General features: G+C 63.5%; 21 protein-coding genes and 1 tRNA gene. 10 read left to right on the top strand and 12 right to left on the bottom strand.

Annotated elements, in window-relative coordinates; all coding sequences use genetic code 11:
* Positions 1-4: 4 nt before the first annotated feature.
* A complete protein-coding gene (locus tag AB3G31_RS10425) occupies positions 5-571 on the bottom strand; it encodes a fasciclin domain-containing protein (RefSeq protein WP_367850099.1) in 567 nt (188 codons plus the stop codon).
* A gap of 183 nt (positions 572-754) precedes the next feature.
* Positions 755-3,028: an Orn/Lys/Arg decarboxylase N-terminal domain-containing protein gene (locus AB3G31_RS10420; protein ID WP_367850098.1), complete on the bottom strand. Its 2,274-nt coding sequence runs from the start codon at positions 3,026-3,028 to the stop codon at positions 755-757.
* A gap of 136 nt (positions 3,029-3,164) precedes the next feature.
* On the opposite strand from AB3G31_RS10420, the gene AB3G31_RS10415 reads away from it, so the two are divergent.
* The 5 genes from AB3G31_RS10415 (at position 3,165) to AB3G31_RS10395 (ending at position 6,358) form a co-directional block, all read left to right on the top strand.
* Entirely contained in the window at positions 3,165-3,590 is a 426-nt protein-coding gene (locus AB3G31_RS10415; protein WP_367850097.1) for an NfeD family protein, read from the top strand.
* 29 nt (positions 3,591-3,619) lie between these two features.
* The gene (locus AB3G31_RS10410) at positions 3,620-4,534 is read left to right on the top strand and encodes an SPFH domain-containing protein (protein WP_367850096.1); all 915 of its coding nucleotides are present in this window, start codon (positions 3,620-3,622) and stop codon (positions 4,532-4,534) included.
* Between the two features lie 7 nt (positions 4,535-4,541).
* The gene (locus AB3G31_RS10405; RefSeq protein ID WP_367850095.1) at positions 4,542-4,934 is read left to right on the top strand and encodes a DUF2237 family protein; all 393 of its coding nucleotides are present in this window, start codon (positions 4,542-4,544) and stop codon (positions 4,932-4,934) included.
* A gap of 20 nt (positions 4,935-4,954) precedes the next feature.
* Positions 4,955-5,045, top strand: a tRNA-Ser gene (locus tag AB3G31_RS10400).
* A gap of 221 nt (positions 5,046-5,266) precedes the next feature.
* Entirely contained in the window at positions 5,267-6,358 is a 1,092-nt protein-coding gene (locus AB3G31_RS10395) for a sugar phosphate nucleotidyltransferase (protein WP_367850325.1), read from the top strand.
* 241 nt (positions 6,359-6,599) lie between these two features.
* Here AB3G31_RS10395 and AB3G31_RS10390 read toward each other — a convergent pair whose 3' ends face one another.
* The 4 genes from AB3G31_RS10390 to AB3G31_RS10375 form a co-directional block, all read right to left on the bottom strand.
* A complete protein-coding gene (locus AB3G31_RS10390; protein ID WP_367850094.1) occupies positions 6,600-7,733 on the bottom strand; it encodes a branched-chain amino acid ABC transporter substrate-binding protein in 1,134 nt (377 codons plus the stop codon).
* A gap of 161 nt (positions 7,734-7,894) precedes the next feature.
* Positions 7,895-8,209 carry a hypothetical protein gene (locus tag AB3G31_RS10385; RefSeq protein ID WP_367850093.1) on the bottom strand — a complete coding sequence of 105 codons (315 nt, stop codon included), beginning with the start codon at positions 8,207-8,209 and terminating at the stop codon, positions 7,895-7,897.
* Positions 8,209-8,643, bottom strand: a complete 435-nt coding sequence (locus AB3G31_RS10380; protein ID WP_367850092.1) for a DNA polymerase III subunit chi — start codon at positions 8,641-8,643, stop codon at positions 8,209-8,211. The genes AB3G31_RS10385 and AB3G31_RS10380 overlap by 1 nt, the downstream gene beginning before the upstream one ends.
* Before the next feature lie 16 nt (positions 8,644-8,659).
* On the bottom strand, positions 8,660-10,225 hold the full coding sequence (locus AB3G31_RS10375) for a leucyl aminopeptidase (protein WP_367850091.1): 1,566 nt from the start codon (positions 10,223-10,225) through the stop codon (positions 8,660-8,662).
* 72 nt (positions 10,226-10,297) lie between these two features.
* On the opposite strand from AB3G31_RS10375, the gene lptF reads away from it, so the two are divergent.
* Genes lptF through AB3G31_RS10350 form a run of 5 tightly spaced genes read left to right on the top strand, consistent with a single transcriptional unit; the run spans position 10,298 to position 15,086 of the window.
* On the top strand, positions 10,298-11,401 hold the full coding sequence (lptF, locus tag AB3G31_RS10370) for an LPS export ABC transporter permease LptF (RefSeq protein ID WP_367850090.1): 1,104 nt from the start codon (positions 10,298-10,300) through the stop codon (positions 11,399-11,401).
* The gene (lptG, locus tag AB3G31_RS10365) at positions 11,398-12,513 is read left to right on the top strand and encodes an LPS export ABC transporter permease LptG (RefSeq protein ID WP_367850089.1); all 1,116 of its coding nucleotides are present in this window, start codon (positions 11,398-11,400) and stop codon (positions 12,511-12,513) included. Before lptF ends, lptG begins: the two co-directional genes overlap by 4 nt.
* Positions 12,514-12,520: 7 nt before the next feature.
* Positions 12,521-12,892 carry a sirohydrochlorin chelatase gene (locus tag AB3G31_RS10360; protein WP_367850088.1) on the top strand — a complete coding sequence of 124 codons (372 nt, stop codon included), beginning with the start codon at positions 12,521-12,523 and terminating at the stop codon, positions 12,890-12,892.
* A gap of 43 nt (positions 12,893-12,935) precedes the next feature.
* The gene (locus AB3G31_RS10355) at positions 12,936-13,877 is read left to right on the top strand and encodes a CysB family HTH-type transcriptional regulator (protein WP_367850087.1); all 942 of its coding nucleotides are present in this window, start codon (positions 12,936-12,938) and stop codon (positions 13,875-13,877) included.
* 57 nt (positions 13,878-13,934) lie between these two features.
* Positions 13,935-15,086 (top strand): pyridoxal phosphate-dependent aminotransferase, encoded by a 1,152-nt coding sequence (locus AB3G31_RS10350; protein WP_367850086.1) that lies wholly within the window; start codon positions 13,935-13,937, stop codon positions 15,084-15,086.
* Positions 15,087-15,193: 107 nt separating this feature from the next.
* On the opposite strand, the gene AB3G31_RS10345 is transcribed toward AB3G31_RS10350, so the two are convergent.
* The 6 genes from AB3G31_RS10345 to hrpA form a co-directional block, all read right to left on the bottom strand.
* A complete protein-coding gene (locus AB3G31_RS10345; protein ID WP_367850085.1) occupies positions 15,194-15,931 on the bottom strand; it encodes an acetoacetate decarboxylase in 738 nt (245 codons plus the stop codon).
* 15 nt (positions 15,932-15,946) lie between these two features.
* Positions 15,947-16,717: a 3-hydroxybutyrate dehydrogenase gene (locus tag AB3G31_RS10340; protein WP_367850084.1), complete on the bottom strand. Its 771-nt coding sequence runs from the start codon at positions 16,715-16,717 to the stop codon at positions 15,947-15,949.
* A 261-nt stretch (positions 16,718-16,978) separates the two neighbouring features.
* Entirely contained in the window at positions 16,979-17,743 is a 765-nt protein-coding gene (locus AB3G31_RS10335; protein ID WP_367850083.1) for a substrate-binding periplasmic protein, read from the bottom strand.
* Positions 17,744-17,871: 128 nt separating this feature from the next.
* Complete coding sequence (locus AB3G31_RS10330; protein WP_367850082.1) at positions 17,872-19,245, bottom strand: MATE family efflux transporter; 1,374 nt, start codon at positions 19,243-19,245, stop codon at positions 17,872-17,874.
* Positions 19,242-19,871, bottom strand: coding sequence for a DUF2239 family protein (locus tag AB3G31_RS10325; protein ID WP_367850081.1), 630 nt, complete (start codon positions 19,869-19,871; stop codon positions 19,242-19,244). Before AB3G31_RS10325 ends, AB3G31_RS10330 begins: the two co-directional genes overlap by 4 nt.
* Before the next feature lie 170 nt (positions 19,872-20,041).
* Complete coding sequence (hrpA, locus tag AB3G31_RS10320) at positions 20,042-23,929, bottom strand: ATP-dependent RNA helicase HrpA (protein WP_367850080.1); 3,888 nt, start codon at positions 23,927-23,929, stop codon at positions 20,042-20,044.
* Between the last annotated feature and the right edge of the window lie 65 nt (positions 23,930-23,994).

The raw sequence follows: 23,994 nt of genomic DNA, 5'->3' as shown, positions 1-23,994 counted from the left end.
GTAATTACTTGGGCAACAGAACCTTGTCGATCACGTGGATCACGCCATTCGACTGGTACACGTCGCCAATCGTCACATTGGCGGAGCCGCCCTTTTCATCGGTCAGCACCAGGGTAGAGCCGTTGGCCTTGGCCATCAAAGTGCCGCCGCTGACGGTCTTGAAGCTGGTCATGCCCTTGCCGTCCATCAGCATTTTGTTGATGGCTGCGGCATCGAACTTGCCGGCCACCACGTGGTAGGTGAGGATATTGGTCAGCATGCCCTTGTTTTCGGGCTTGAGCAGGGTGTCTACCGTGCCGGCGGGCAATGCGGCGAAGGCGGCATTGGTGGGCGCGAACACGGTGAACGGACCGGCGCTCTTGAGCGTGTCGACAAGGCCTGCGGCCTTGACGGCGGCCACCAGGGTGGTGTGGTCCTTGGAGTTGACGGCGTTGTCGATGATGTCCTTGGAGGCCATCATGGGTGCACCGCCAACCATCACGTCAGCGGCCACGGAGGCAAAAGACACGGCGGCCATCACGGCGGCCAGGCTGAAAGAAGCAAGTGTGCGGGAAGTTTGGATCGAGACCATGGAAAGCTCCTAGTGGGTGGATAACAAGCCGAATGTTGCGGCTGAGACCAATACGGAGCGCGCCAGGGGTTTGGATTCAAAAGCCGCTTGAATCCGTGCAGAATTTATAAAAAAAGAGCTGCTAGCGCTTATGGAATAAGCGTGAGCAGCTCTTTATTTAATAGCACACTGAAGCGGGAGGGTTTAGACCTTCACACAGTCGGCAAAGTAGTGGTGCTTGCCGTTTTCGTCCACTTCTTCCACCAGGCCGTGGATGTCAGTCTCAAAGCCGGGGCACTGGGTGTTGAACTCGCGCGAGAACTTCAGGTAGTCCACGATCTTCTTGTTGAACACTTCACCGGGGATCAAGAGCGGAATGCCCGGCGGGTAGGGCGTGACCAGGCCCACGGTGATGCGGCCTTCCAGGTCGTCGATGGCCACGCGCTCCGTCTTGCGCAGGGCGATGTGGGCGTAGGCGTCGCTGGGCTTCATGGCCGGGGTCAGGTCGCTGAGGTACATGTCGGTGGTGAGCCGGGCAATGTCGTACTTGGCATACAGGTTGTGCAGGTGCTGGCACAGGTCGGCCAGGCCCATGCGTTCGTAGCGGCGGTGCTTCTGGCAGAACTCGGGCAGGATGCGCCACATCGGCTGGTTCTTGTCGTAGTCGTCCTTGAACTGCTGCAGCGCGGTCAGCATGCTGTTCCAGCGGCCCTTGGTGATGCCGATGGTGAACATGATGAAAAAGCTGTACAGGCCGGTTTTCTCCACCACCACGCCGTGCTCGGCCAAAAACTTGGTGACGATGCTGGCCGGGATGCCGGTTTTGGCGAACTTGCCGTTCAGGTCCATGCCGGGCGTGACGATGGTGGACTTGATCGGGTCCAGCATGTTGAAGCCGGTGGCCATCTTGCCAAAGCCGTGCCAGTTGGCCTTGGCGTTGGATTTGGATTCGCCCTTGATGATCCAGTCGGTGGCGCGGCCAATGCCCTCCTCCACCAGCTTGTCGGGGCCCCAGACCTTGAACCACCAGTCGGCCCCGTACTCGTCGTCCACCTTGCGCATGGCGCGGCGGAAGTCCAGGGCTTCGGCGATGCTTTCCTCCACCAGCGCGGTGCCGCCGGGCGGCTCCATCATGGCGGCAGCCACGTCGCAGCTGGCGATGATGCTGTACTGCGGGCTGGTGCTGGTGTGCATCAGGTAGGCCTCGTTGAAGAGGTGGCGGTCGAGCTTGACGTTTTGCGAGTCCTGGATCAGCACATGGCTGGCCTGGCTGATACCGGCCAGCAGCTTGTGGATGCTTTGCGTGGCGTACACCACCGCGTGCTTGGGGCGGATGCGCTTTTTGCCCATCGAGTGGTAGCTGCCGTAGAACGGGTGGAAGGCGGCGTGCGGCAGCCAGGCTTCGTCGAAGTGCAGGTTTTCCACGTAGCCATCGAGCATGCTCTTGATGGTTTCGGTGTTGTAGAGCACGCCGTCGTAGGTGCTTTGGGTGAGCGTGAGGATGCGCGGCTTGATGGTGTCGGCATCCACATGCTGCAGCAGCGGGTTGGCGCGGATCTTGGCCTTGATGGCAGCGGGCTCGAACTCGCTCTTGGGGATGGGGCCGATGATGCCGAAGTGGTTGCGCGTGGGCTTCAAGAACACCGGAATTGCGCCGGTCATGATGATGGCGTGCAGGTTCGACTTGTGGCAGTTGCGGTCGACCACCACCACGTCGCCGGGGGCCACGGTGTGGTGCCAGACCATCTTGTTGCTGGTGCTGGTGCCGTTGGTCACAAAGAAGCAGTGGTCGGCGTTGAAGATGCGCGCGGCATTGCGCTCGCTCTCGCCAATCGCGCCGTTGTGGTCGAGCAGCTGGCCCAGCTCTTCCACCGCGTTGCACACGTCGGCGCGCAGCATGTTTTCGCCATAGAACTGGTGGTACATCTGGCCCACCGGGCTCTTCAGAAAGGCCACGCCACCGGAATGGCCGGGGCAGTGCCAGGAATACGAGCCGTCTTCGGCGTAGTCCAGCAAGGCCTTGAAGAACGGCGGCTGCACGCCTTCCAGGTAGCTCTTGGCCTCGCGGATGATGTGGCGCGCCACAAACTCGGGCGTGTCCTCGAACATGTGGATGAAGCCGTGCAGCTCGCGCAGGATGTCGTTGGGGATGTGCTGCGAGGTCTTGGTTTCGCCGTAGATGTAGATCGGCACATCCAGGTTCTTGCGCCGCACTTCCTCGATGAAATGGCGCAGGTTGAGCACCACCGGGTCGTGGTCGGGGCCGGGCGAGAATTCTTCGTCGTCGATCGACAAAATAAACGCGCTGGCGCGGCTTTGCTGTTGGGCAAATTTGGACAGGTCGCCGTAGCTGGTCACCCCCAGCACCTCAAACCCCTCCGTCTCTATCGCCTGGGCCAGGGCGCGGATGCCCAGCCCCGAGGTGTTCTCGGAGCGAAAATCTTCATCGATGATGACGATAGGGAAACGAAACTTCATGCCGGCCTCCAGCCAAATTAACGCAAGGTAAAACGCAAAACAGGCGCGAAGTGTAAGGACTTCGTATGAAGCTTCTAGGGGGATGCCCTGAATTAGTCCCAAAATGTAGCGATACGAATACAAGCAAAGGCACTCTATGGCGGAATCGACGATCTGGTGGCTGCTGGCCGGCGGGGCCATCGTGGCGGAGTTGCTCACCGGTACCTTCTATTTATTGATGCTGGCCCTGGGCTTTGCGGCGGCGGCGCTGGCGGCGTATGCGGGTAGCAGCATGGTGGTGCAAACGCTTATCGCCAGCGCGGTGGGCGGCGGCGCCGTGGTGCTGTGGAACCGCATCCGCAGCAAACGCCCCCGAAGCCTGCCTGCCAGCGCCAACCCGGATGTGAACCTGGACATTGGCGAAACCGTGCAGGTGGAGGCATGGCGCCCGGACGGCACGGCCCAGGTGAATTACCGGGGGGCCAACTGGACGGTGCTGCACCGCCCCGGCAACCCGCCCTCCCCGGGCCCGCACCGGGTGGTCGAGGTCACGGGCAACCGCTTGCTGGTCGAAAAACTGTGAAACACTCAAAGGTCTAACCTGGAGCCTTTATGGAAATAGCCATCGTCTTACTCGTCATCGCCGTCATCTTCATCAGCCGCACCCTGAAGGTCGTGCCCCAGCAGCACGCCTGGGTGATCGAGCGGCTGGGTAAATACCACGGCACGCTGACCCCGGGCCTGAACTTTCTGGTGCCGTTTGTGGACCGCGTGGCCTACAAGCACGTGCTCAAGGAAATCCCGCTCGACATCCCCAGCCAGGTCTGCATCACCCGCGACAACACCCAGCTGCAGGTGGACGGCATCCTGTACTTCCAGGTCACCGACGCCATGCGCGCCAGCTACGGCTCCAGCAACTACATCATGGCCATCAGCCAGCTGGCGCAAACCTCGCTGCGCAGCGTTATCGGCAAGCTGGAGCTGGACAAAACCTTTGAAGAGCGCGACATCATCAACGCCCAGGTGGTGGCCGCCATCGACGAAGCCGCCCTGAACTGGGGTGTGAAGGTGCTGCGCTACGAAATCAAGGATCTGACGCCCCCGAAGGAAATCCTGCACGCCATGCAGGCGCAGATCACCGCCGAGCGCGAAAAGCGCGCGCTGATTGCCGCGTCCGAGGGCCGCCGCCAGGAGCAGATCAACATCGCCACCGGCGAACGCGAGGCCTTCATCGCCCGCTCCGAGGGCGAAAAGCAGGCCGTCATCAACAAGGCGCAGGGCGAGGCCGCCTCCATCACCGCCGTGGCCCAAGCCAACGCCCACGCCATCGAACTGGTCGCAGCAGCCATCCGCCAGCCGGGCGGCGAGCAGGCGGTGCAGCTCAAGGTGGCCGAAAAAGCCGTGGAAGCCTATGCCAAGGTAGCGGCCAACGCCCACACCACCCTGATTGTGCCCAGCAACATGACCGAAGTGTCGGCACTGATAGGCTCCGCCATGAAAATGGTCAACACCGTCAAAGCTTCCTAGGACCGCCATGGACACCCCCGCCATCGAACACAACGTGCTGGGCAACGAACTGGTGCCCTGCTCTTACGACCCGCTGACCGGCTACTTCCGCGACGGCTGTTGCAGCACCGACGAGACCGACAGCGGCTCGCACGTCATCTGCACCAAGGTCACCGCCGAGTTTCTGGCCTTCTCGCTGGCCCGCGGCAACGACCTGACCACGCCGCGCCCCCAGTGGCGCTTTGCCGGCCTGCGCCCGGGCGACCGCTGGTGCCTGTGCGCCAACCGCTGGAAAGAGGCGTTCGAGGCCGGGGTAGCCCCACCGGTGGTGCTGGAGTCCACCCACATCCGGGCGCTGGAGTTCGTGTTGTTGGAGGATCTGGAGAAACATGCAGTGCCCGGCAAGAATGCAGCACATTGACTGCTATACTTGTGGGCTTAGGAACGGTGGATGAGTGGTTTAAGTCGCACGCCTGGAAAGCGTGTGAGGGTTAATAGCCCTCCGCGGGTTCGAATCCCGCCTGTTCCGCCAATATCAGGCCTGTCGTTATTACAACGACAGGCCTTTTTTGTTTCCGTGTTGTTTCCATGTGTTAGCCACCGCACAGTCACCCCGCCCGTACATCCATAGCATGGATGACAAGACGGCTGACCAAAAGTTTGACGTGCCCAGAACCTTCAAACTAAACCTTGATAATCTATGCACCTCATACTGCTCACATAACATAGGGAAATACCAGCATGGCAAAGGGAATGATTCTGGCGGCAGGTCAAGGTACGCGGGTGCGCCCGTTGACCAAGGACCTGCCCAAGCCGATGGTGCCGATTCTGGGCAAGCCGGTCATGGAGTACCTGATCGAGCACCTGGCCAACTACGGCATCAAAGAAATCATGGTGAACGTGGCCTACCACCACCACAAAATCGAGCAGTATTTTGGCGATGGCCACCGCTGGGGCGTGCAAATCGGCTATGCCTACGAAGGCGTGCGCGAGCACGGCGACGTGATCCCCAAGCCTTTTGGCTCGGCAGGCGGCATGCGGCGCATCCAGGATTTCAGCGGCTTTTTTGACGAGCCCACCCTGGTGCTGTGCGGCGACGCCCTGATCGACCTGGACATCGGCGCGGCCCTGCACGAGCACAAGACCAAGGGTGCGATTGCCAGCGTGGTGACGCTGGACGTGCCCTTGAATGAAGTCTCCAACTACGGCATCGTGGTGGCCAATGAGCAGGGGCAGATTCAGTCCTTCCAGGAAAAGCCCAAGCCCGAAGAAGCCCAGTCCACCCTGGCCAGCACCGGCATCTACATCTTTGAGCCCGAGGTCATCGACATGATCCCGCCCAACAAGGTGTATGACATCGGCGCCGAACTGTTCCCCCAGCTGGTGGCCGAAAAGCTGCCGTTCTACGCCCAAAAGCGCTTCTTCAACTGGATCGACATTGGCCGCGTGAGCGACTACTGGTCGGTGCTGCAGCGCGTACTGCGCGGCGAAGTGGCGCAGATGAATATCCCGGGCCGCGAAGTCAAGCCCGGCATCTGGGTGGGGCTGAACACCTCCATCGCCTGGGACCAGTGCAACATCCAGGGCCCGGTGTACCTGGGCTCCAGCGTCAAGGTAGAGCCCGGCGCCACCATCATCGGCCCCTGCTGGATCGGCCACGGCAGCGTGATCCGCTCGGGCGCCAAGGTGACCCGCAGCATTTTGTTCGAGTACACCCGCATCGCAGCCGACATGCATTTCAACGAAATGATCGTCTCCCCCAACTACTGCGTGGACCGCTCCGGTGAAACCCTGTACCGCGGCGACGACATGGCCCAGTTGCGCTGGGGTGATGCCCGGGCGTAAATGGGCTCTCCCCCAGGCTAGAGCGCAAGCGCTTTCCGCCAACCCCCTCGCAGGGGGCGATACCAGTGGCCTGGCGGAGCCAGGGCCAGCTATCCCTGGAAGGGGTGTCACCGCGGTGGGTTTGTGCCTTTTATACCGCCAGCCCTTACAGGATGGGCGGCAGAAGCTATTGAATATATAGCGAACACCCAGACAAAAAAAAGCCACCTCGCGGTGGCTTTTTTGTGGGTGCTGGAACCGATTAGTTCAGCGCGGTCTTCTTGCCGTCTTTGTAGACCGACAGGGTGATCGAGGGGTTCTTCAGTTCGCCGTTAGGTTCGAAGCTGATGGTGGTGGTGACGCCCTTGTAGTTGGTCTTGAGCAACTCGGGGGTGTAGACCTTGGGGTCGGTGGAGTTGGCGCGCTTCATGGCATCGACCAGCACCATGGTGGCATCGTAGGTGTACGGGCTGTAGATCTGGAACTGGCCAGGGTACTTGGCATCGTAGCGCTTCTTCCATTCCACGCCGCCAGGCATCTTGACCAGGGAAGCGCCGCCTTCAGCGCAGACCACATTGTCCAGCGTCTTGGCGCCAGCAGCCAGCTTGGCCACTTCGTTGGTGCACAGGCCGTCACCGCCGAAGTACTTGACGTTGGTCATGCCCAGCTGTTCCATTTGGCGCAGCATCGGGCCAGCCTGGGGGTCCATGCCGCCGAAGAAGATGGCGTCAGGTGCCTTGGACTTGATGGAGGTCAGGATCGCCATGAAGTCGGTGGCTTTGTCGGTGGTGAACTGCTCGTCCACCACGGTCATGCCCTTGGCCAAAGCGGTCTTCTTGAACACTTCGGCAACACCTTGGCCGTAGGCGGTACGGTCGTCGATGATGGCGACCTTCTTCAGCTTCAGCGCGTCGACGGCGTAGAACGCCAGCCCTGCACCCAGCGAGTTGTCGTTGGCGATGATGCGGTAGGTGGTTTTGTAGCCAGGCTTGGTCAGGTTGGGGTTGGTGGCCGCACCGGTGATGTGGGGAATACCGCAGTCGTTGTAGACCTTGGATGCGGGGATGGTGGTACCCGAATTCAAATGACCCACCACGCCGTTAACCTTGGCATCACACAACTTTTGTGCAGCAGCCGTACCTTGCTTTGGATCGGCAGCATCGTCTTCAGCCATCAACTCGAACTTGATCTTTTTGCCGCCGATGACGACGTTTTGCGTATTCAAGTCTTCCACGGCCATACGTGCACCGTTTTCGTTGTCTTTACCGTAGTGGGCTTGGCCACCCGACATGGGCGCAACGTGGCCGATTTTCACGACCTGCACGTCCTGGGCAGAAGCCATACCTGCCACAGCAGTAATGGCAGCAGCTACGGTCAATTTCAACTTCATTTGCATAAAAACTCCAATGTACAAAATGGCTGGATAGCGATAGACACAGTGAATGGGTAAATCCACGGGCCGAACAATACCGCAATTTTTAGGCCCGAAACATAGGGAACACGCGGACAACCGTTTTTGCGCCCATTTGGGGCATACAAAACCGGTATTTTTACCGTTTAGGGCAGGCGCGTAGCCAGCTCGTCGGCCACCGCATCGGACACCGATTGGCGCACCACGAACTCGATTTCCTCCCGCAAACGCGGTACCAAAGACTGGGTTTGCTGCAGCACCATGGCCGCTACCGCCTCGCGCAAACGGCGCTCCAGCGACAGGTCGATGCGCTGCATCACGCGGTGGATGATCTGGTCTTCCAGGGCCTCGGTGGTGATGAACCCTGGAGGTGTCGCGGGAGCGACAGGCACCGAAATGGGCTGCACCACTTCGGTGAGTGTGGGCACAAAACGCGGGGGTTGGCGGGGGGAATCAACCATCATGCGGGCTCTTTCAGTTCCAAATCCTTGCGCTGCACCGCGTACCCGCGGCCTGCGTAGTGCTTCCAGCGCTGGCGGGCCAGCACGCGGTCGTCTTCCTCCAGCGTCACCACCTCGATCAGGCGTTCAAAGCGCTCGAAACCGGCGGGCACGGTATCGCCCAGCTGCAGCAAGACCTGCTGGTGCGGTGCCTCCAAGGCCGACTCCAGCAGCAACACCGGCGATGCCGCCAGCACAGCGGCATCCGGCGTGGCCAGGGTGTGGGCTACGAAGTCGGTGGCGCTGAAGCTCCAGAGGGCCGCGTCCAGGGCCTGCAGCAGCTCCGGCCCGGCCACCACCACCACCTGCGTCCGCTGGCGGCTGGCCTTGCGCAGCAGACGGCAGGCGTAGGCGATTTTGTCGGGCGCGTTGAAGTGGAACTCTACGTGGGTCATGGGCGGGCGGGCGGGCTTACTTGGCCGCTGTTTTGCGCGGGGTCTTGGCCGCAGTTTTGGCCACAGTTTTGGCCGGTATAGCCTGAGTTGCCATTTTGCGCCGCACTATCGATTTAGGAGCTGCTTGCGCTGATTCAATCAGCGCTGGAGGCTGATTTAATACATAGTCCAACAGCAAGCCCACAGGCCGACCGGTGGCGCCCTTGGCCGCCCCGCTCTTCCAGGCCGTGCCCGCGATGTCCAGGTGCGCCCAGGGCATCTTGCCGGTGAACTTCTGCAGGAACTTGGCGGCGGTGATGGCCCCACCCGCACGCCCGGCCACGTTGGCCATGTCGGCAAAGTTGGACTTCAGGCCTTCGCCGTATTCGTCGTCCAGCGGCAGGCGCCAGCACGGGTCGAGCGCCGACTCGCCTGCGGCCTGCAGGGCGGCGGCCAGGCTGTCGTCGGCCGAGAACATGCCGCTGCGCACGCCGCCCAGGGCCACCACGCAGGCACCGGTGAGGGTGGCGATGTCGATCACGGCGCGGGGCTTGAAGCGGGCGGCGTAGGTCAGCGCGTCGCACAGCACCAGGCGGCCTTCGGCGTCGGTGTTGAGGTTTTCGATGGTCTGGCCGCTCATGCTGGTGACGACATCGCCGGGCTTGACCGCGCCGCCGTCGGGCATGTTTTCGCAGGCCGGAATCAACCCGACCACGTTGATGGCGGGCTTGAGGTCGCCCAGCGCACGGAACACGCCCAGCACGCTGGCGGCACCGCACATGTCGAACTTCATCTCGTCCATTTCGGCCGCAGGCTTGATGGAGACACCACCAGTATCAAAGGTGATGCCCTTGCCCACCAGCACCGTGGGGGCGACGGTCTTGGCCGCGCCGCTGTAGTGCAGCACGATGAAGCGCAGCGGCTCCTTGGAGCCCTGGGCCACCGACATGAACGAGCCCATGCCCAGCGCGGCCACTTCCTTCGGGCCCAACACTTCGCAGCGGATCTTGGGAAAGCGCGCCAGCGATTTGGCCGCCGTGCCCAGCAAGGTGGGGGTGGCGTGGTTGCCGGGGCGGTTGCCCCATTCCTTGGCCAGTTCGACGCCTGCCACCGTGGCCGTACCCAGCGCCAGCTCCGCCTGGGCAGCCGCGGCATCGGGTGCGCACAGCCAGACCTGGGACAGGGTGCGGCCTTCGGGCTTGGACTTGGTGGTGGTGTAGACGTAGGTCGCTTCGGCCACAGCTTGCACCGCGGCGCGTACCGATTTTTGGGCGTCGGCACCGGCAAAGCTGATGAGCACTTTGCGCAGCGAGGGGCCTTTGGCGGCGGCCACAGCGGTGGCAACCGCCTGGCGCACGTGGCGCGCCGCGCCGTCGCCCACACCCACCAGCAGCACCCGCGTGGCAGCGGCCGCAGCCGGGCGGTACATTTGCAGCAACTTGCCGGGCTTGGCCTCCAAATCCCCCGACGCGCGGGCCTGGGCAATCAACTGAGACAATGCATCCTTGGCCGGAGCAAAAGCCTCGGACACCAGCACAATCAGGGCGTCGCATTTCTCGGCGGCGCAGGCGGCCAGGTCCAAGGATTTCAGTTCAAAGTTCATAAATTTAGTCGTGTTGTCGCGTGGGTGGGGGCCGGTATGGTCCGCCACGCGGTGGCTTGCAATCCGTCAACGATGTTATTCCATTCTTCTATTCGCAAAGAGCTGGCCCGCGGTTTTGGTGCCACGCTGGTGGCCCTGGTCACCATCGTCATGACCATGATGCTGATCCGCACCCTGGGCCAGGCCGCCAAGGGCTCGGTCAATCCCTCCGAGGTGATGATGGTGCTGGGCTACAGCGTACTCGGGTATTTGCCCACCATCCTCACGCTGAGCCTGTTTGTGGCCGTGGTCAGCACACTCTCGCGCATGTACAGCGACAGTGAAATGGTGATCTGGTTCGCCAGCGGCCAGGGGCTGGTGGGGCTGCTGCGGCCGCTGTTTCGCTTTGCCTGGCCAATTTTGTTGGCGGTGGCGGCGCTGGCGCTGGTGGTGTGGCCCTGGTCCAACCAGCAGATCCAGGACATGAAAGACCGCTATGAGCAGCGCGGCGATCTGGAGCGCATCGCGCCCGGGCAGTTCCAGGAGTCGGCCAATGGCAACCGGGTGTTCTTTATCGACAAGGACTCGCCGGACAAACGCAGCGGCAACAACATCTTCATCTCCTCCATCGACCACGGCAAGGAAACCGTCACCTCGGCGCGCAGCGCCAAGATCGACCGCATCAACGGGCAGCAGTTTCTGATCCTCAACAACGGCCAGCGGCTGGAGTCCAACCTGGGTGAGCCCGACCTCAAGGTCAGTGAATTCCAGGAATACGGCACCCGCATCGGCGGCAACGCCATCGGGCCGCTGGACACCCCGCCGTCGCGGGCCCGTTCCAGCCTGGACCTGGTGCGTGACCCCAATGCGGTGAACCTGGGAGAGCTGGCCTGGCGCCTGAGTCTGGCGTTTGCCGCCCTGAACTTCGTGGTGATTGCGCTGGCCTTGTCCGGCGGCAACCCGCGCTCGGGCCGGGGCGGTAACGTGCTGTTCGCGCTGTTTGCCTTTGTGGCGTACTACAACCTGCTGAACCTGGGCCAGAACTGGATCGCCAATGGCGCGGTGCCGTTTGGCGGCTTCATGCTGGGACTGCATGGCGGCGTGCTGGTGCTGGCCGTGGCCTGGCTGCTGGCGCGGCACAACCACCTGACCTGGCGCAACCTGTTGCCGCGCCGCCGCACCGGAGCCGCCGCATGAAGACCATCCGCCAACTGCTGTACAAGGAAATTCTGGTCGCCGTGGGTTTTGTAACCCTGGGCTTTCTGGCGCTGTTTTTCTTCTTCGACTTTGTCGACGAGCTGCGCTGGGTGGGCAAGACCGGCGAGAACGGCTACCAACTCGCCCACGCGATGCTGGTGGTCACGCTGATGGTGCCCAGCCACCTGTACGAGCTGCTGCCCATCACCGTGCTGATCGGCACCATCTTTGTAATGGCCCGGCTGGCGCAAAGCTCCGAATACACCATTTTGCGCACCAGCGGCCTGGGCCCCTGGCGGGCCTTGCACACCCTGCTGGCACTGGGCATGGCCTTTGTGGTGCTGACCTTTGCCATCGGCGACTACCTGGCCCCCATGTCCGACCGGGCGGCCCAGCTCATCAAGGCCCGCTACCAGGGCGGCATCACCATCGGACAGACCGGGGCCTGGCTGAAAGAAAAGCAGGCCGACCACTCGTTTGCCGCCAACGTCAGCGCCCTGGTGGGCCAGGGCCGCATGCAGGGCGTGCGGATTTTCGAGTTTGACCAGAACGGCCTGCTGGTGTCGCTGATGCACGCCGAATCCGGTGAATTTGCCAGCGATGGGGCCTGGACGCTGACCAACGTGGAGCGCAGCAGCTTCCACACGCAGGACACGCAGGCCACCGACACCGCCAGTGTGGAGCGCACCCGCTTGCCCACCTACCGCTGGCCCACCGAGATCAGCACCGAGATGGTGTCCACCGCCCTGCTCAAGCCCGACCGCATGGCCACGCTGGACCTGTTCCAGTACATCCGCCACCTCAACGCCAACGGCCAGACGGCGCAGCGTTACGAAATCGAGTTCTGGCGCAAGGTGTTCTACCCCTTGAGCTGCCTGGTGATGGTGGTGCTGGCCCTGCCGTTTGCCTACCTGCACTTTCGCAGCGGCGGCATCACCACCTACGTGTTTGGCGGGGTGATGGCGGGCATCAGCTTCTTCTTGCTGAACAACGTATTTGGCTACATTGGCAACCTGCAGAACTGGCAGCCCTGGCTCACCGCCGCCGCGCCAGGCTTTATCTATTCCATGCTCTCGCTGGCCGCGTTTGGCTGGCTGGTTTTAAGGCGCTGACCTCCCCATGAAACATCGCGGTGTGATTTTGTTTGCCCACGGCTCGCGCGACCCGCTGTGGCGTTTGCCGATGGAAGCCGTGGCCGCCCAGGTGGCCGCCACCGACCCCGAGGTGCAGGTCGCCTGCGCATTTTTGGAACTGACCGAGCCCGACCTGCCCACCGCCGCTGCCCAGTGTGTGGCCCAAGGCGTGCAGCAGTTGACGGTGGTGCCCATGTTCCTGGGCGTGGGCCGCCATGTGCGCGACGACCTGCCGGTGCTGATGGACGGCCTGCGCCAGCAGCACCCGGGCGTGGACATCGTCTTGCAGGCTGCGGTGGGCGAGAATCCGCAGTTGGTCGCGCTGCTCGCCAAAATCGCATTGGAGCCTTCCGCATAGATGATTGGGGCATAATGAATTTCAAAATTAGCTGAAATTCGATATGAACCTACACCAATTCCGCTTCGTCCAGGAAGCCGCCCGGCGCGGCCTGAACCTGACCGAGGCCGCCAAAGCCCTGCACACCTCGCAACCCGGGGTTTCCAAAGCCATCATCGAGCTGGAGGAAGAGCTGGGTGTGGAAATTTTTGCCCGCCACGGCAAGCGCCTCAAACGCATCACCGAACCCGGCCAGCACGTGCTCAGCAGCATTGAAGTGATCATGCGCGAGGTGGGCAACCTCAAGCGCATCGGCGAACAGTTCAGCGCGCAAGACAGCGGCACCCTGTCGATCGCCACCACCCACACCCAGGCGCGCTACGTGCTGCCGGTGCCGGTGGCCAAGCTGCGCGAGGCCTACCCCAAGGTCAACGTGAGCCTGCACCAGGGCGCGCCCGACCAGGTGGCCCGCATGCTGATCGACGAAGTGGCCGAAATCGGCATTGCCACCGAATCGCTGGCCAACTACACCGAGCTGGTCACCCTGCCCTGCTACGAATGGCAGCACGTCATCGTCTTCCCGGCCAACCATCCGCTCGCAAAAAAAGAGCGCCTCACGCTGGAGGACATTGCGCAGGAGCCAATAATTACCTACCACCCGTCGTTCACCGGCCGCACCAAGATCGACCAGGCCTTTGCCGCCCGCAAGCTCGTTCCCCGCATCGCCCTGGAAGCCATCGACTCGGACGTGATCAAGACCTATGTGCGCCTGGGCCTGGGCATCGGCATCGTGGCCGAAATGGCGGTGCGCGATGATGTCAACTCCGACCTGATCTCGCGCCCCGCCGGCATCCTGTTCGGTATCAACATCGCCCGGGTGGCCTTCAAGCGCAGTGCCTATTTGCGCAATTTCGTCTATAAATTTGCCGAGCTGCTGAGCGACCGGCTAGACCGCAATTTGGTGGCGCAAGCCATGTCTGGACACGTTAACGATTACGAATTGTGAAACTTTGCGGGACAGACCGCAGGCTGCGCAGCAGACCAGCTCTGTCCTCAACTAATTATGCGTACACCCCATATCCAAACCAAACTCCCCGCCGTTGGCACCACCATCTTCACCGTGATGTCGGCCCTGGCCGCCGAGCACAACGCGGTCAACCTGGGCCAGGGCTTCCCTGATTTCAACTGCGACCCGGCGCTGGTGCAGGCGGTGACCGAGGCCATGCAGCAGGGCCTGAACCAGTACCCGCCCATGCCCGGCATCCCCGCGCTGCGCGAGGCGGTTGCTGCAAAAATTGAAGCACTCCACGCCCGTAAATACAGCGCTGCGACCGAAATTACCATCACAGCCGGGGCCACCCAGGGCATCATCACCGCCATCCTGGCCGTGGTGCGCCCTGGTGACGAAGTCATCGTGCTGGAGCCCTGCTACGACAGCTACGTGCCCAACATCGAACTCGCCGGGGGCACGCCAGTGCGGGTGCCGCTCACACCCCACACGTTCCGCCCCGACTTCGCCAAAATCGCCGCAGCCATCACGCCCAAGACCCGCGCCATCCTGATCAACTCGCCGCACAACCCCAGCGCCACCATCTGGTCGCGCGCGGACATGCTGGCCCTGCAAGACCTGCTGGCGCCCACCGAGGTGCTGCTGATCAGCGACGAGGTCTACGAGCACATGGTTTTCGACGGGGCCCAGCACGAGAGCGCCGCCCGCTACCCCGGTCTGGCCGCGCGCGCCTTCATCGTCAGCAGCTTTGGCAAAACCTTCCACGTGACCGGCTGGAAAGTGGGCACCGTGGTCGCCCCTGCCCCGCTGATGGCCGAGTTCCGCAAGGTGCACCAGTTCAACGTGTTCACCGTCAACACGCCGGTGCAGCATGGGCTGAGCCATTACCTGGCCAACCCCGCGCCCTATCTGGAACTGCCCGCCTTCTACCAGCGCAAACGCGACCTGTTCCGCGCCGGTCTGGCCGCCACCAAGTTCAAGCTGCTGCCCAGCGAAGGCAGCTACTTCCAGTGCGTGGATATTTCGGACGTGAGCGACCTGGGCGAGGCCGACTTCTGCCAGTGGTTGACCCAGGAAATCGGCGTGGCCGCCATTCCGCTGTCGGCCTTTTACGGCAACGGCTTCGACCAGCGCGTGGTGCGCTTTTGCTTCGCCAAGAAGGATGAGACCCTGCAGGCAGCGCTGGAGCGGCTGGCCCGGCTGTAAAAAGCAAATGCTCCTGTTTTTGACATCAAAAACAGGAGCACCCTACGCTGATGGAATCAGCACAAGGGGCTGATTTCATGCCTGAAAAATGGCCTCAAAACTCCCCATCAGGCCAGATAGTCGTGCACCACTTCACCCATGCCCAAGGTGAGGTCCGCCACGTAATGGATGGCCGAAACCACCTCCAGCACCGGTAGCTTGGCCACGTCCACCGTCACGTGCTGGAACAGCTCCAGCGCGGCCGGGCCGGTCCAGGCGCCTTTGACCTGGATGTCTTCCAGGTAGTAGCGCACCAGCTCCAGAATGCGCGGGCCGCCGTCCACGTGCGGAATGATCTTCAGCATGTAGTTGGGGGCCATCATGGCCTTGAGTACCGCATCCTTGTCGGCCTCTTTGTGCTTGTAGCCCATGGTGCCCACGGCGCAGCGCAGGCCGCGGCAGTCCAGCGTGCCCACCAGCACTTCCCCCTCGTGGCTGATCTTGGGGCTGGCCAGCTTTTTGGGAAAGCCCCAGAGCTCGCGTCCCCCGGCGATGGGCGCGTCGTCGTCCAGGTACATGGAATGCACATAGCCGCCATGCTCGCCGTTGAAACTGACCGGAATCACCTGGCCCGACTCGGTGTAGTCGCCAAAGCCAGTGGAGTCCGGCATGCGGATGAACTCGTACTTGACCACGTTGTCGGTCACCACCAGCGGCTCGGGCACCACCGCCGCCAGCGCAGCCGGGTCGGTGCGGTAGGTGATGACGATGTATTCGCGGTTGTAGAACCGGTACGGTGGCCGGGGAAATGACGGGTTGGTCAAGGGCATGGCGAATGCCCGGGCGCGCACCTCTTCGATTTTCATGCTGCGCAGCCCACGTTACTGGGCCGTCCAGCCGCCGTCATTGGCCCAGGCCACGCCGCGCACGTTGTCGGCCGCGGGCGAGCAGAAGAACACGGCCAGGCCGCCCAGTTGCTCGGGCGTGGTGAACTGCAGCGAGGGCTCTTTTTCCTGCAGCAGCTCCTTGGTGGCCTGGGCCACGGGGATGCCTTCCTTGGCCGAGCGGTCGTCGATCTGCTTTTGCACCAGCGGGGTCAGCACCCAGCCGGGGCAGATGGCGTTGACGGTGATGCCGGTGGTGGCGGTTTCCAGGGCCACCACCTTGGTCATGCCCACAATGCCGTGCTTGGCGGCCACGTAGGCCACTTTTTGCGCCGAGCCTACCAGGCCGTGGGCGGACGCAATGCTGATCACGCGGCCCCAGTTCTTGGCGCGCATGCCGGGAATCACCAGGCGCGTGGCGTGGAAGGCGGCGCTGAGGTTGATGGCGATGATGGAGTCCCATTTCTCGATGGGGAACTCTTCGATCGGGGCCACGTACTGGATGCCGGCGTTGTTGACCAGAATGTCCACGCCGCCAAATTCGGCATTGGCGTAGTCGATCATGGTGGCGATCTCGGCGGGCTTGCCCATGTCGGCGCCGCTGTAGCCCACTTTGACCCCCAGCGCCTCGACCTCGGCCTTGGGGCCGGCGTGGTCGCCAAAGCCGTTCAAGATGATGTTGGCACCCTGCTTGGCCAGCTCCAATGCGATACCCAGACCAATACCGCTGGTAGAGCCGGTGACGAGTGCAGTTTTTCCGTTCAGCATGAGAGAAGTCCTATGGTTAAAAGAAAACGAGGTGAATGGGGAAACTATAGCCCCATGTACCCGGCCAGGCTGCATACAGGGCAGCCCTTTGCATTACTTCGCGTACTTCGCCAACGGGCAGGCCAGCGGCACCCCGGTGCGGGCGATGCTCGCTGGCGCGACGCAAGTATCGTACCGTCGGGCCCTCTGGGCCGTGCTTGCAATCGGTATTATTTTGATAGCACCTTACGCCGAATGCGCGGGCGCAAGAAGCCTTTTTGGCTAGTATCTCAGCATCTGGCGGGCGGCTGCGGCACCCAGGTGCTTCTGGAAAATCGCCTGCAGGCTGCCGTCGGCGCGCATGCCGTTGAGCAGCTCTTGCCAGCGCTGGGCCTGCGCCTGGGTGAAGGCTTTGTGCGACATGGCCAGATAGCTGCGGGCGGTGGGCAGCGTGGCCAGCTCCACCACCCGGACCTTGGCAGCCATCTGGTTTTGGCGCAGGTACTGGGCGTACACATAGGGATAGCCAAAAATGGCATCGAAACGGCGCCCCGCCAGCATGCGGTACAGCGTCTCCTGGTCCTCCACCTCCTCCAGCCGCCCCTGGTCGCGCAGTTGGGCCACCACGCCGTCCAGCGCCGCGCCATGCACAAAGCCGCGCACCACGCCCACACGCACCTGTGGGTCGGCCAGCAGTTCCGCCAGCGACCGAATGGCCACCGGTAGCTCGGCCCGCAGCAGCAGGCGGTTGCGGTCGACAAAGTAGTCGGCGAACCAGGCAAACTTCTCGCGGGCAGGGGTGGACAAGGCCGAGGCGGTCATGTCCAGGTTGCCCCGCTCCAGCTCCATCCAGGTGCGGGCCCGGGGCTGTACCGCCGCCGCAAAGCTGCAGCCCGAGCGCTGTTGCAGGGCATCGACCAGGTCCCTGTCGATACCCACGCCCCGGCTGTAGAGCGCGCCCATCTCGAAATAGGCAAAGCGGATCGGACGGTCGGGGCACAGCGACCCATCGGCCGCCACAGCGGCTACGCTGGATGCCAATGCCATGGAGGCGCAGACGCGTTGCCACATTTTTGGACCTCCCGCCGATAAGGCCAGAAAAGTCCAGTGTAAAGCGGCTGGTCCGCGCCAATGTACGGAATTTCAGGCCCCACCCGTTGGGGTGCACGCCCCCTTCAGAGCGCGCGGATGGGCTTTTTGCGCCACACCAAACGGTAGTACGCGGTTTGCATGGCCAGCATGGCCAAGAACGCCACCGGGTAGGCCGCCCAGATGCCGTTCAGCCCGTAAATGCCGCTGAGCACCCAGGCCACCGGTATCTCCACCCCGCCAATCGCCAGCATGGTCAACAGTGTGGGCACCAGCACCGTGCCGCTGGCGCGCATCAGGCCCGACAAGACCATCGACATGCCCATCACCACGCTGCTCCACAGCATGGTGTGCAGCAGGGTTTGCGCCATGTCCACCACCTGCCCATCGGTGATGAACAGCCCCAGCATGCTGCGCGAAAACACATAGCCCAGCAGCACCAGCGCGCCGGTCAGCAGCAGGTTCAGCCAGATACCGGTGCGGGCAATCTGCCCCAGCGTGTGGCCGCGCCCCGCCCCGATCGCCTGGGCCCCCAGGATGGACGCGGTGATGGCAATCGAAATCGCCGGGAACTGCACGTACGAGACGATCTGGTTCACCGCGCCATACGCCGCTGTGGCCTGCGAGCCAAAGCGGTTCACCAGAAACAGCACGGCGATTTCGGCAATCGAGATGGTGATCATCGACAGCCCGGTCGGCAAACCAATGCGCAGCACCTTGCCCAGAATGGCCCGGTCGATGCGCAGATGCGGCCACAGGCCCGCGTTCGGTGCCAGCACATGCCGGGCGCGGCGCAGCGCCCAGGCCGTCCAGGCCATAGCCACCACAAAACCGATGCCCGCCGCATAGGCGCCACTGGCCACGCCCATCTGCGGCAGGCCGCCCCAGCCGCGGATCAGCGCGGGCGTGACCAGCAGGCCGATGGTGGTGGAAATCAGCAGCGTCTTCAAGGGCGTGGTGGTGTCGCCCACGCCGCGCAGCATGGAGGTGACCAGCAAGAACAGGAACACCGCCGGTGCCGCCAGCAGCATCACCCGCGCATAGGCTACCGCCCCGGGCAGGATGTCGACCGGGGTGCCCAAAGCGCGCAGCAGGCCGGGGGTGAAGCCACCGCCGAACACCGCCACCACCAGCCCGGCGCAGACGCCCACCATCAGCGTGGTGCCCGCCACCGCCTTGACGCGTTCCAGGTCCTGGGCACCCCAGGCCTGGCCGATCAGCACGGCCGCACCGGCCCCCAGGCCGATCATGAAAGCGATCAAGAAAAACAGCACCGGAAAGAACGCCGACACCGAGGCCATGGCCCCCACCCCCAGCATCTGGCCCAGGTAGATGTTGTTGACCGTGCCCGACAGCGCCTGCAGGAAGTTGCTGGCAATCATGGGCACCAGAAACGCCAGATACACCTTCCACAGCGGCTTGGGCACAGGGGCGGACGCGGCAGACAGCGCGCGGTTCATGCCTGCCACGCCTCGGCCAGGATCTTGTGCAAATGGGCTTGCACGTCGACCGGCCAGGCGGCGATCCGTGCGATAAACCCGGCCAGGTCATGGGCAAACAGCGCCCGGCTGGCCTCTTCAAAGCCCGGCAGGTGGCCCGCCATGGTGGACATGAATTTGTACGCCACCTCGGTCGTGCGCCGTACCTGGTCCTGGGCCTGCGACTGGCGCTGCGCCAGCTCCACCAGTTTGCGCAGCGCCACCGATGCGCCGCCCGGCTGGGTAGCCAGCCATTCCCAGTGGCGCGGCAGCAGCGTCACCTCGCGGGCCACCACGCCCAGCTTGGGGCGGCCGGGGCCGCGGGGGGTGTCGGTGTCGGGTGCAGGCGGCGCTTCGGGCGGGGCCAGGGCATCCAGCGCCTGCGCCTGGCGTTCCAGCCGCGCCGTGAACACCTCTGGCGGGCCGCGCCAGTCCAGCTCGATGGTCTCGCTGCTGGCATCCGCAAACACCAGCAAGGGCGGCGGTGCCGGGCTGTCTGCGGCCAGGTCGGCCGCCGCCTTAGCGCGCGGTGCCACGTCGCGCAGGGTGCCCGCGGCAATGCAGCGCTCGCCTTCAAAGGCGGTACAGGGGGTGTCCAACCAAGCCATAATTTTATCCGGGTTAAAAAGAATAGACGAATTCTACCCGGATATAACAAGGCGCAAGTTAAACCCGGGTAAAAATATTGGGACTTTTTACACCGGGCTGGCGGAATTTATAAAAAATAGGCCGCCAGCGCCTATCCCACCAGCACAAGCAGCTCTCAAAACAATAGCAACTAGCCCAGCTGCGCCCAGGCTTTGTCCAGCCGCTTCACGCTGATGGGCTGCGGGGTTTTCAGCTCTTGCGCAAAAAAGCTCACGCGCAGCTCTTCCAGCAGCCAGCGGAATTCCTGCATGCGCGCATCCGCCACGCCCTTGCGCTCGGCCACCAGCCGCCAGTAGCGCTGTTCCTGCGGGCGCAGCTCCAGCATGCGGGCGGCGTCGCGGGCCGGGTCGGCGCGGTATTTGTCCAGCCGGGCGGTGATGGCCTTGAGGTAGCGGGCGGTGTGCTGCAGCGCGGGCCAGGGGGTGGCAGCGAGGAAACGCTTGGGGATCAAGCGGGCGAGTTGCTGGGCGGCATCGGCCGTGGCCTCGGGGGCGTTCTTGGTGTCCTTGATCTTGCGGGCGGCCGTGCCGTATTCGGTGAGCACCGTCAGCGCCAGGCGCGCCACCTCGTTGGCGATCAGGGTCAGGCGGCCCCGGCCTTCGTCGATGCGGCGCTTGAAGGCAAATTCGTCGGTGGGCAGCGGGTCGAGCAAAAAGGCCCGGTCGAGTGCCACGTCGATGATTTGCGCGCGCAGCTCCTCTACCGTGCCACCGCCCGAGCCGTCGGCGTTCTTGCCCACCTGCATGTAGACCACGGCCATTTTTTGCAGGTCGGGGATGTTTTTTTCCAGGTACTTCAGCGCGTCCTTGATCTGCAGCGAGAACAGGCGGCGCAGGCCGGCGCGGTGCTTGGCGGCGGCCACTTCGGGCTCGTCGAAAACTTCGATGGTCACCGCGTCAATCGCATCGATCAGGCCGGGGTAGCCGATCAGCGTCTGGCCGCCCTTCTGGATTTCCAGCAGCTCGGGCAGCTCGCCAAAGGTCCAGGCGGTGTAGCGCTGGTGGGCGGGGGCCACCGGCGTTGCTACTTTTTTAGTAGCTGCTTGCGCTGACGGAATGGGCGCTGCAGGCTGATTTGGCTTGGAAGTCTCAGCATTCTGGGCCATCTTTAAGCCCGCCAGAGCCTGGAAGGCCCCACGCGCCTGCGCGCCCAGCTCGGCCTTCAGCGCGCCCAGGTTGCGGCCTGTGCCGAGCTGGCGGCCATGCTCGTCCACCACGCGGAAGTGCATGAACAGGTGCGGGCTGAGCATGTCGGCCTTGATGTCGGCGCGGGCAATGTCCAGCGAGGTGGCGGCACGCACCAGCTTCAGCACCGCATCCACCAGCGGGCCCTGGCCGAACAGCTCGGGCGTGTTCAGCGTCTCGGCCATCGTACGGGCGGTTTCGGGCAGCGGCACCAGGCGCGAGCGCGGGCGCTGGTGCAGGGTTTTGATGAGGGCCTGCACCTTGTCTTTGAGCATGCCGGGCACCAGCCATTCGCAGCGCTCGTCGTTCACCTGGTTCAACACGAACAGCGGCACGGTGACGGTCAGGCCGTCTTTGGCATCGCCCGGCTCGTGCAAATAGGTCGCCGCGCAGTCCACGCCGCCCAGGCGGATGGTCTTGGGGAAAGACTGGGTGGTGATGCCCGCCGCCTCGTGGCGCATCAGCTCCTCGCGGGTCAGCAGCAGGAGCTTGGGGTTGTGCTGCAGCGCGTCGCGGTACCAGCGCTCGAAGCTGGCGCCGCCGTACACATCGGCGGGCAATTGCTGGTCGTAGAAGGCGTAGATCAGCTCGTCGTCTACCAGCACGTCTTGCCTGCGGGCCTTGTGCTCCAGGTCTTCCACCTGCTTGATGAGCTTGAGGTTGGCCTCCAGGAACGGGAACTTGCAGTCCCACTGGCCCTGTACCAGGGCTTCGCGGATGAAGATCTCGCGGGCGCCCACCGGGTCCACCCGGCCAAAGTTGGCGCGGCGGCCGCTGTAGATGACGATGCCGTACAGCGTGGCCCGCTCCAGCGCGGTGACCTCGCTGGCCTTCTTTTCCCAATGCGGGTCGAGCAGCTGCTTTTTGAGCAAATGGCCTGCCACCTGCTCCACCCACTGCGGCTCGATGCCCGCAATGCCGCGGCCAAACAGGCGCGTGGTTTCCACCAGCTCGGCCACCACGATCCAGCGGCCCGGCTTCTTGCGCAGATGCGCGCCGGGATGGCGGTGGAACTTGATGCCGCGCGCGCCCAGGTACTCGGTCTGCGCCACCTCGTCGCCCTCGGTCTTCCAGCCGATGTTGCCCAGCAGGCCCGACAGCATGGAGAGGTGGATTTGCTCGTAGCTGGCCGGGGCGGCGTTCAAGCGCCACTTGTGCTCGGCCACCACGGTGTGCAGCTGGCTGTAGATGTCGCGCCACTCGCGCACGCGGCGGATGTTGACGAAGTTTTGCCGCAGCAACTGCTCGTACTGGCGATTGCTGAGCTTGTGTGCGCTCCCCTCTCCACCATTTCCGCCCCGTGCGTCGTTGATCCACTTCCACAGGTTCAGGTAGCCGCTGAATTCACTGCGGTCGTCGTCAAACTTGGCGTGCGCCTGGTCGGCCTGGGCCTGCATGTCCATGGGGCGGTCGCGCACGTCCTGCACGCTCAGGGCCGATGCAATCACCAGCACCTCATCCAGCGCCTGCCGGTCGCGGGCTTCCAGAATCATGCGGCCCACGCGCGGGTCGAGCGGCAGCTTGGCCAGCTCTTTGCCCATGGCGGTGAGCTCGTTCGCATCGTCCACCGCGCCCAGCTCGTTGAGCAGCTGGTAGCCGTCGGCAATCGCGCGGCTGGAGGGGCGCTCCAGGAACGGGAAGTCGTCCACCACGCCCAGGTGCAGCGACTTCATGCGCAAGATCACGCCCGCAAGGGAGCTGCGCAGGATTTCGGGGTCGGTAAAGCGCGGGCGGCCATTGAAGTCCACCTCGTCGTACAGCCGGATGCAGATGCCGTTGGCCACCCGCCCGCAGCGCCCGGCGCGCTGGTTGGCCGAAGACTGGCTGACCGGCTCCACCAGCAGCTGCTCCACTTTGCTTCTGAAACTGTAGCGCTTGATGCGCGCGGTACCTGCGTCAATCACGTATCTCGTGCCCGGCACGGTGAGCGAGGTTTCGGCCACGTTGGTGGCCAGCACGATGCGGCGGTCGCCATGGTTGTCGAAGATGCGGTCCTGCTCGGCCGGGCTCAGGCGGGCAAACAGCGGCAGCACCTCGGCGCTGCGGTACAGCGGCTGGTGTGAGACGTGCTTGCGCAGGTGGTCGGCGGCCTCGCGGATTTCGCGCTCGCCGGGTAGGAAGATCAGGATGTCGCCCGCGTTGTGCGGGTCGCGCCACAGCTCGTCCACACCGTCGGCAATCGCGTCGTTCAGCCCGTATTCACGGCTTTCCTCGAAGGGGCGGTAGCGCTGCTCCACCGGGAACATGCGCCCTGACACCATGATGACGGGTGCCGGGCCGTGGCGCGATTCAAAGTGCTTGGAGAAGCGGTCGGCATCGATGGTGGCCGAGGTGACGATCACCTTCAAATCCGGCCTGCGCGGCAATATCTGGCGCAGGTAGCCCAGCAAAAAGTCGATGTTCAGGCTGCGCTCGTGCGCCTCGTCGATGATCAGCGTGTCGTAGGCCTGCAGCAAAGGGTCGGTCTGCGTCTCGGCCAGCAAGATGCCGTCGGTCATGAGCTTCACCGAGGCATCGCGCCCCAGGCGGTCCTGGAAACGCACCTTGAAACCCACCACATCGCCCAGCGGGGTTTTGAGCTCTTCGGCAATGCGCTTGGCCACCGAACTGGCCGCAATCCGCCGCGGCTGGGTGTGGCCGATGAGGTGGCCGTGCGCGCCAGGATGGTTCAGCTTGCCGCGGCCCATGGCCAGGGCGATCTTGGGCAACTGGGTGGTTTTGCCGGAGCCGGTTTCGCCACACACGATCACCACCTGGTGCTGGGCAATGGCCTCCATGATCTCGTCGCGCTTGGCGGATACGGGCAGGGATTCGGGGAACTCGATTTTCAACATATCCGGGGATTATCCGGGTGCGCTGGTACCCATTCGCCACTTCCACCGGTAGAAACCATGCTTCC

The organism is Rhodoferax sp. WC2427, assembly GCF_040822085.1.
Lineage (GTDB): Bacteria > Pseudomonadota > Gammaproteobacteria > Burkholderiales > Burkholderiaceae_C > Rhodoferax_B.
Note: the sequence above shows the minus strand (reverse complement) of the source record. Positions and strands in the feature narration are given on the sequence as shown.

Coding starts and splice junctions, on each gene's coding strand:
- AB3G31_RS10415 (WP_367850097.1), top strand. CDS start 3,165: ATGGCGGAATCGACGATCTGGTGGCTGCTGGCCGGCGGGGCCATCGTG.
- lptG (WP_367850089.1), top strand. CDS start 11,398: ATGAAGACCATCCGCCAACTGCTGTACAAGGAAATTCTGGTCGCCGTG.
- AB3G31_RS10340 (WP_367850084.1), bottom strand. CDS start 16,717: ATGCTGAACGGAAAAACTGCACTCGTCACCGGCTCTACCAGCGGTATT.
- AB3G31_RS10330 (WP_367850082.1), bottom strand. CDS start 19,245: ATGAACCGCGCGCTGTCTGCCGCGTCCGCCCCTGTGCCCAAGCCGCTG.
- AB3G31_RS10385 (WP_367850093.1), bottom strand. CDS start 8,209: ATGGTTGATTCCCCCCGCCAACCCCCGCGTTTTGTGCCCACACTCACC.
- AB3G31_RS10425 (WP_367850099.1), bottom strand. CDS start 571: ATGGTCTCGATCCAAACTTCCCGCACACTTGCTTCTTTCAGCCTGGCC.
- AB3G31_RS10395 (WP_367850325.1), top strand. CDS start 5,267: ATGATTCTGGCGGCAGGTCAAGGTACGCGGGTGCGCCCGTTGACCAAG.
- AB3G31_RS10405 (WP_367850095.1), top strand. CDS start 4,542: ATGGACACCCCCGCCATCGAACACAACGTGCTGGGCAACGAACTGGTG.
- lptF (WP_367850090.1), top strand. CDS start 10,298: ATGTTATTCCATTCTTCTATTCGCAAAGAGCTGGCCCGCGGTTTTGGT.
- AB3G31_RS10410 (WP_367850096.1), top strand. CDS start 3,620: ATGGAAATAGCCATCGTCTTACTCGTCATCGCCGTCATCTTCATCAGC.
- AB3G31_RS10325 (WP_367850081.1), bottom strand. CDS start 19,871: ATGGCTTGGTTGGACACCCCCTGTACCGCCTTTGAAGGCGAGCGCTGC.
- AB3G31_RS10350 (WP_367850086.1), top strand. CDS start 13,935: ATGCGTACACCCCATATCCAAACCAAACTCCCCGCCGTTGGCACCACC.
- AB3G31_RS10380 (WP_367850092.1), bottom strand. CDS start 8,643: ATGACCCACGTAGAGTTCCACTTCAACGCGCCCGACAAAATCGCCTAC.
- AB3G31_RS10420 (WP_367850098.1), bottom strand. CDS start 3,028: ATGAAGTTTCGTTTCCCTATCGTCATCATCGATGAAGATTTTCGCTCC.
- AB3G31_RS10375 (WP_367850091.1), bottom strand. CDS start 10,225: ATGAACTTTGAACTGAAATCCTTGGACCTGGCCGCCTGCGCCGCCGAG.
- AB3G31_RS10335 (WP_367850083.1), bottom strand. CDS start 17,743: ATGGCATTGGCATCCAGCGTAGCCGCTGTGGCGGCCGATGGGTCGCTG.
- hrpA (WP_367850080.1), bottom strand. CDS start 23,929: ATGTTGAAAATCGAGTTCCCCGAATCCCTGCCCGTATCCGCCAAGCGC.
- AB3G31_RS10345 (WP_367850085.1), bottom strand. CDS start 15,931: ATGAAAATCGAAGAGGTGCGCGCCCGGGCATTCGCCATGCCCTTGACC.
- AB3G31_RS10355 (WP_367850087.1), top strand. CDS start 12,936: ATGAACCTACACCAATTCCGCTTCGTCCAGGAAGCCGCCCGGCGCGGC.
- AB3G31_RS10390 (WP_367850094.1), bottom strand. CDS start 7,733: ATGCAAATGAAGTTGAAATTGACCGTAGCTGCTGCCATTACTGCTGTG.
- AB3G31_RS10360 (WP_367850088.1), top strand. CDS start 12,521: ATGAAACATCGCGGTGTGATTTTGTTTGCCCACGGCTCGCGCGACCCG.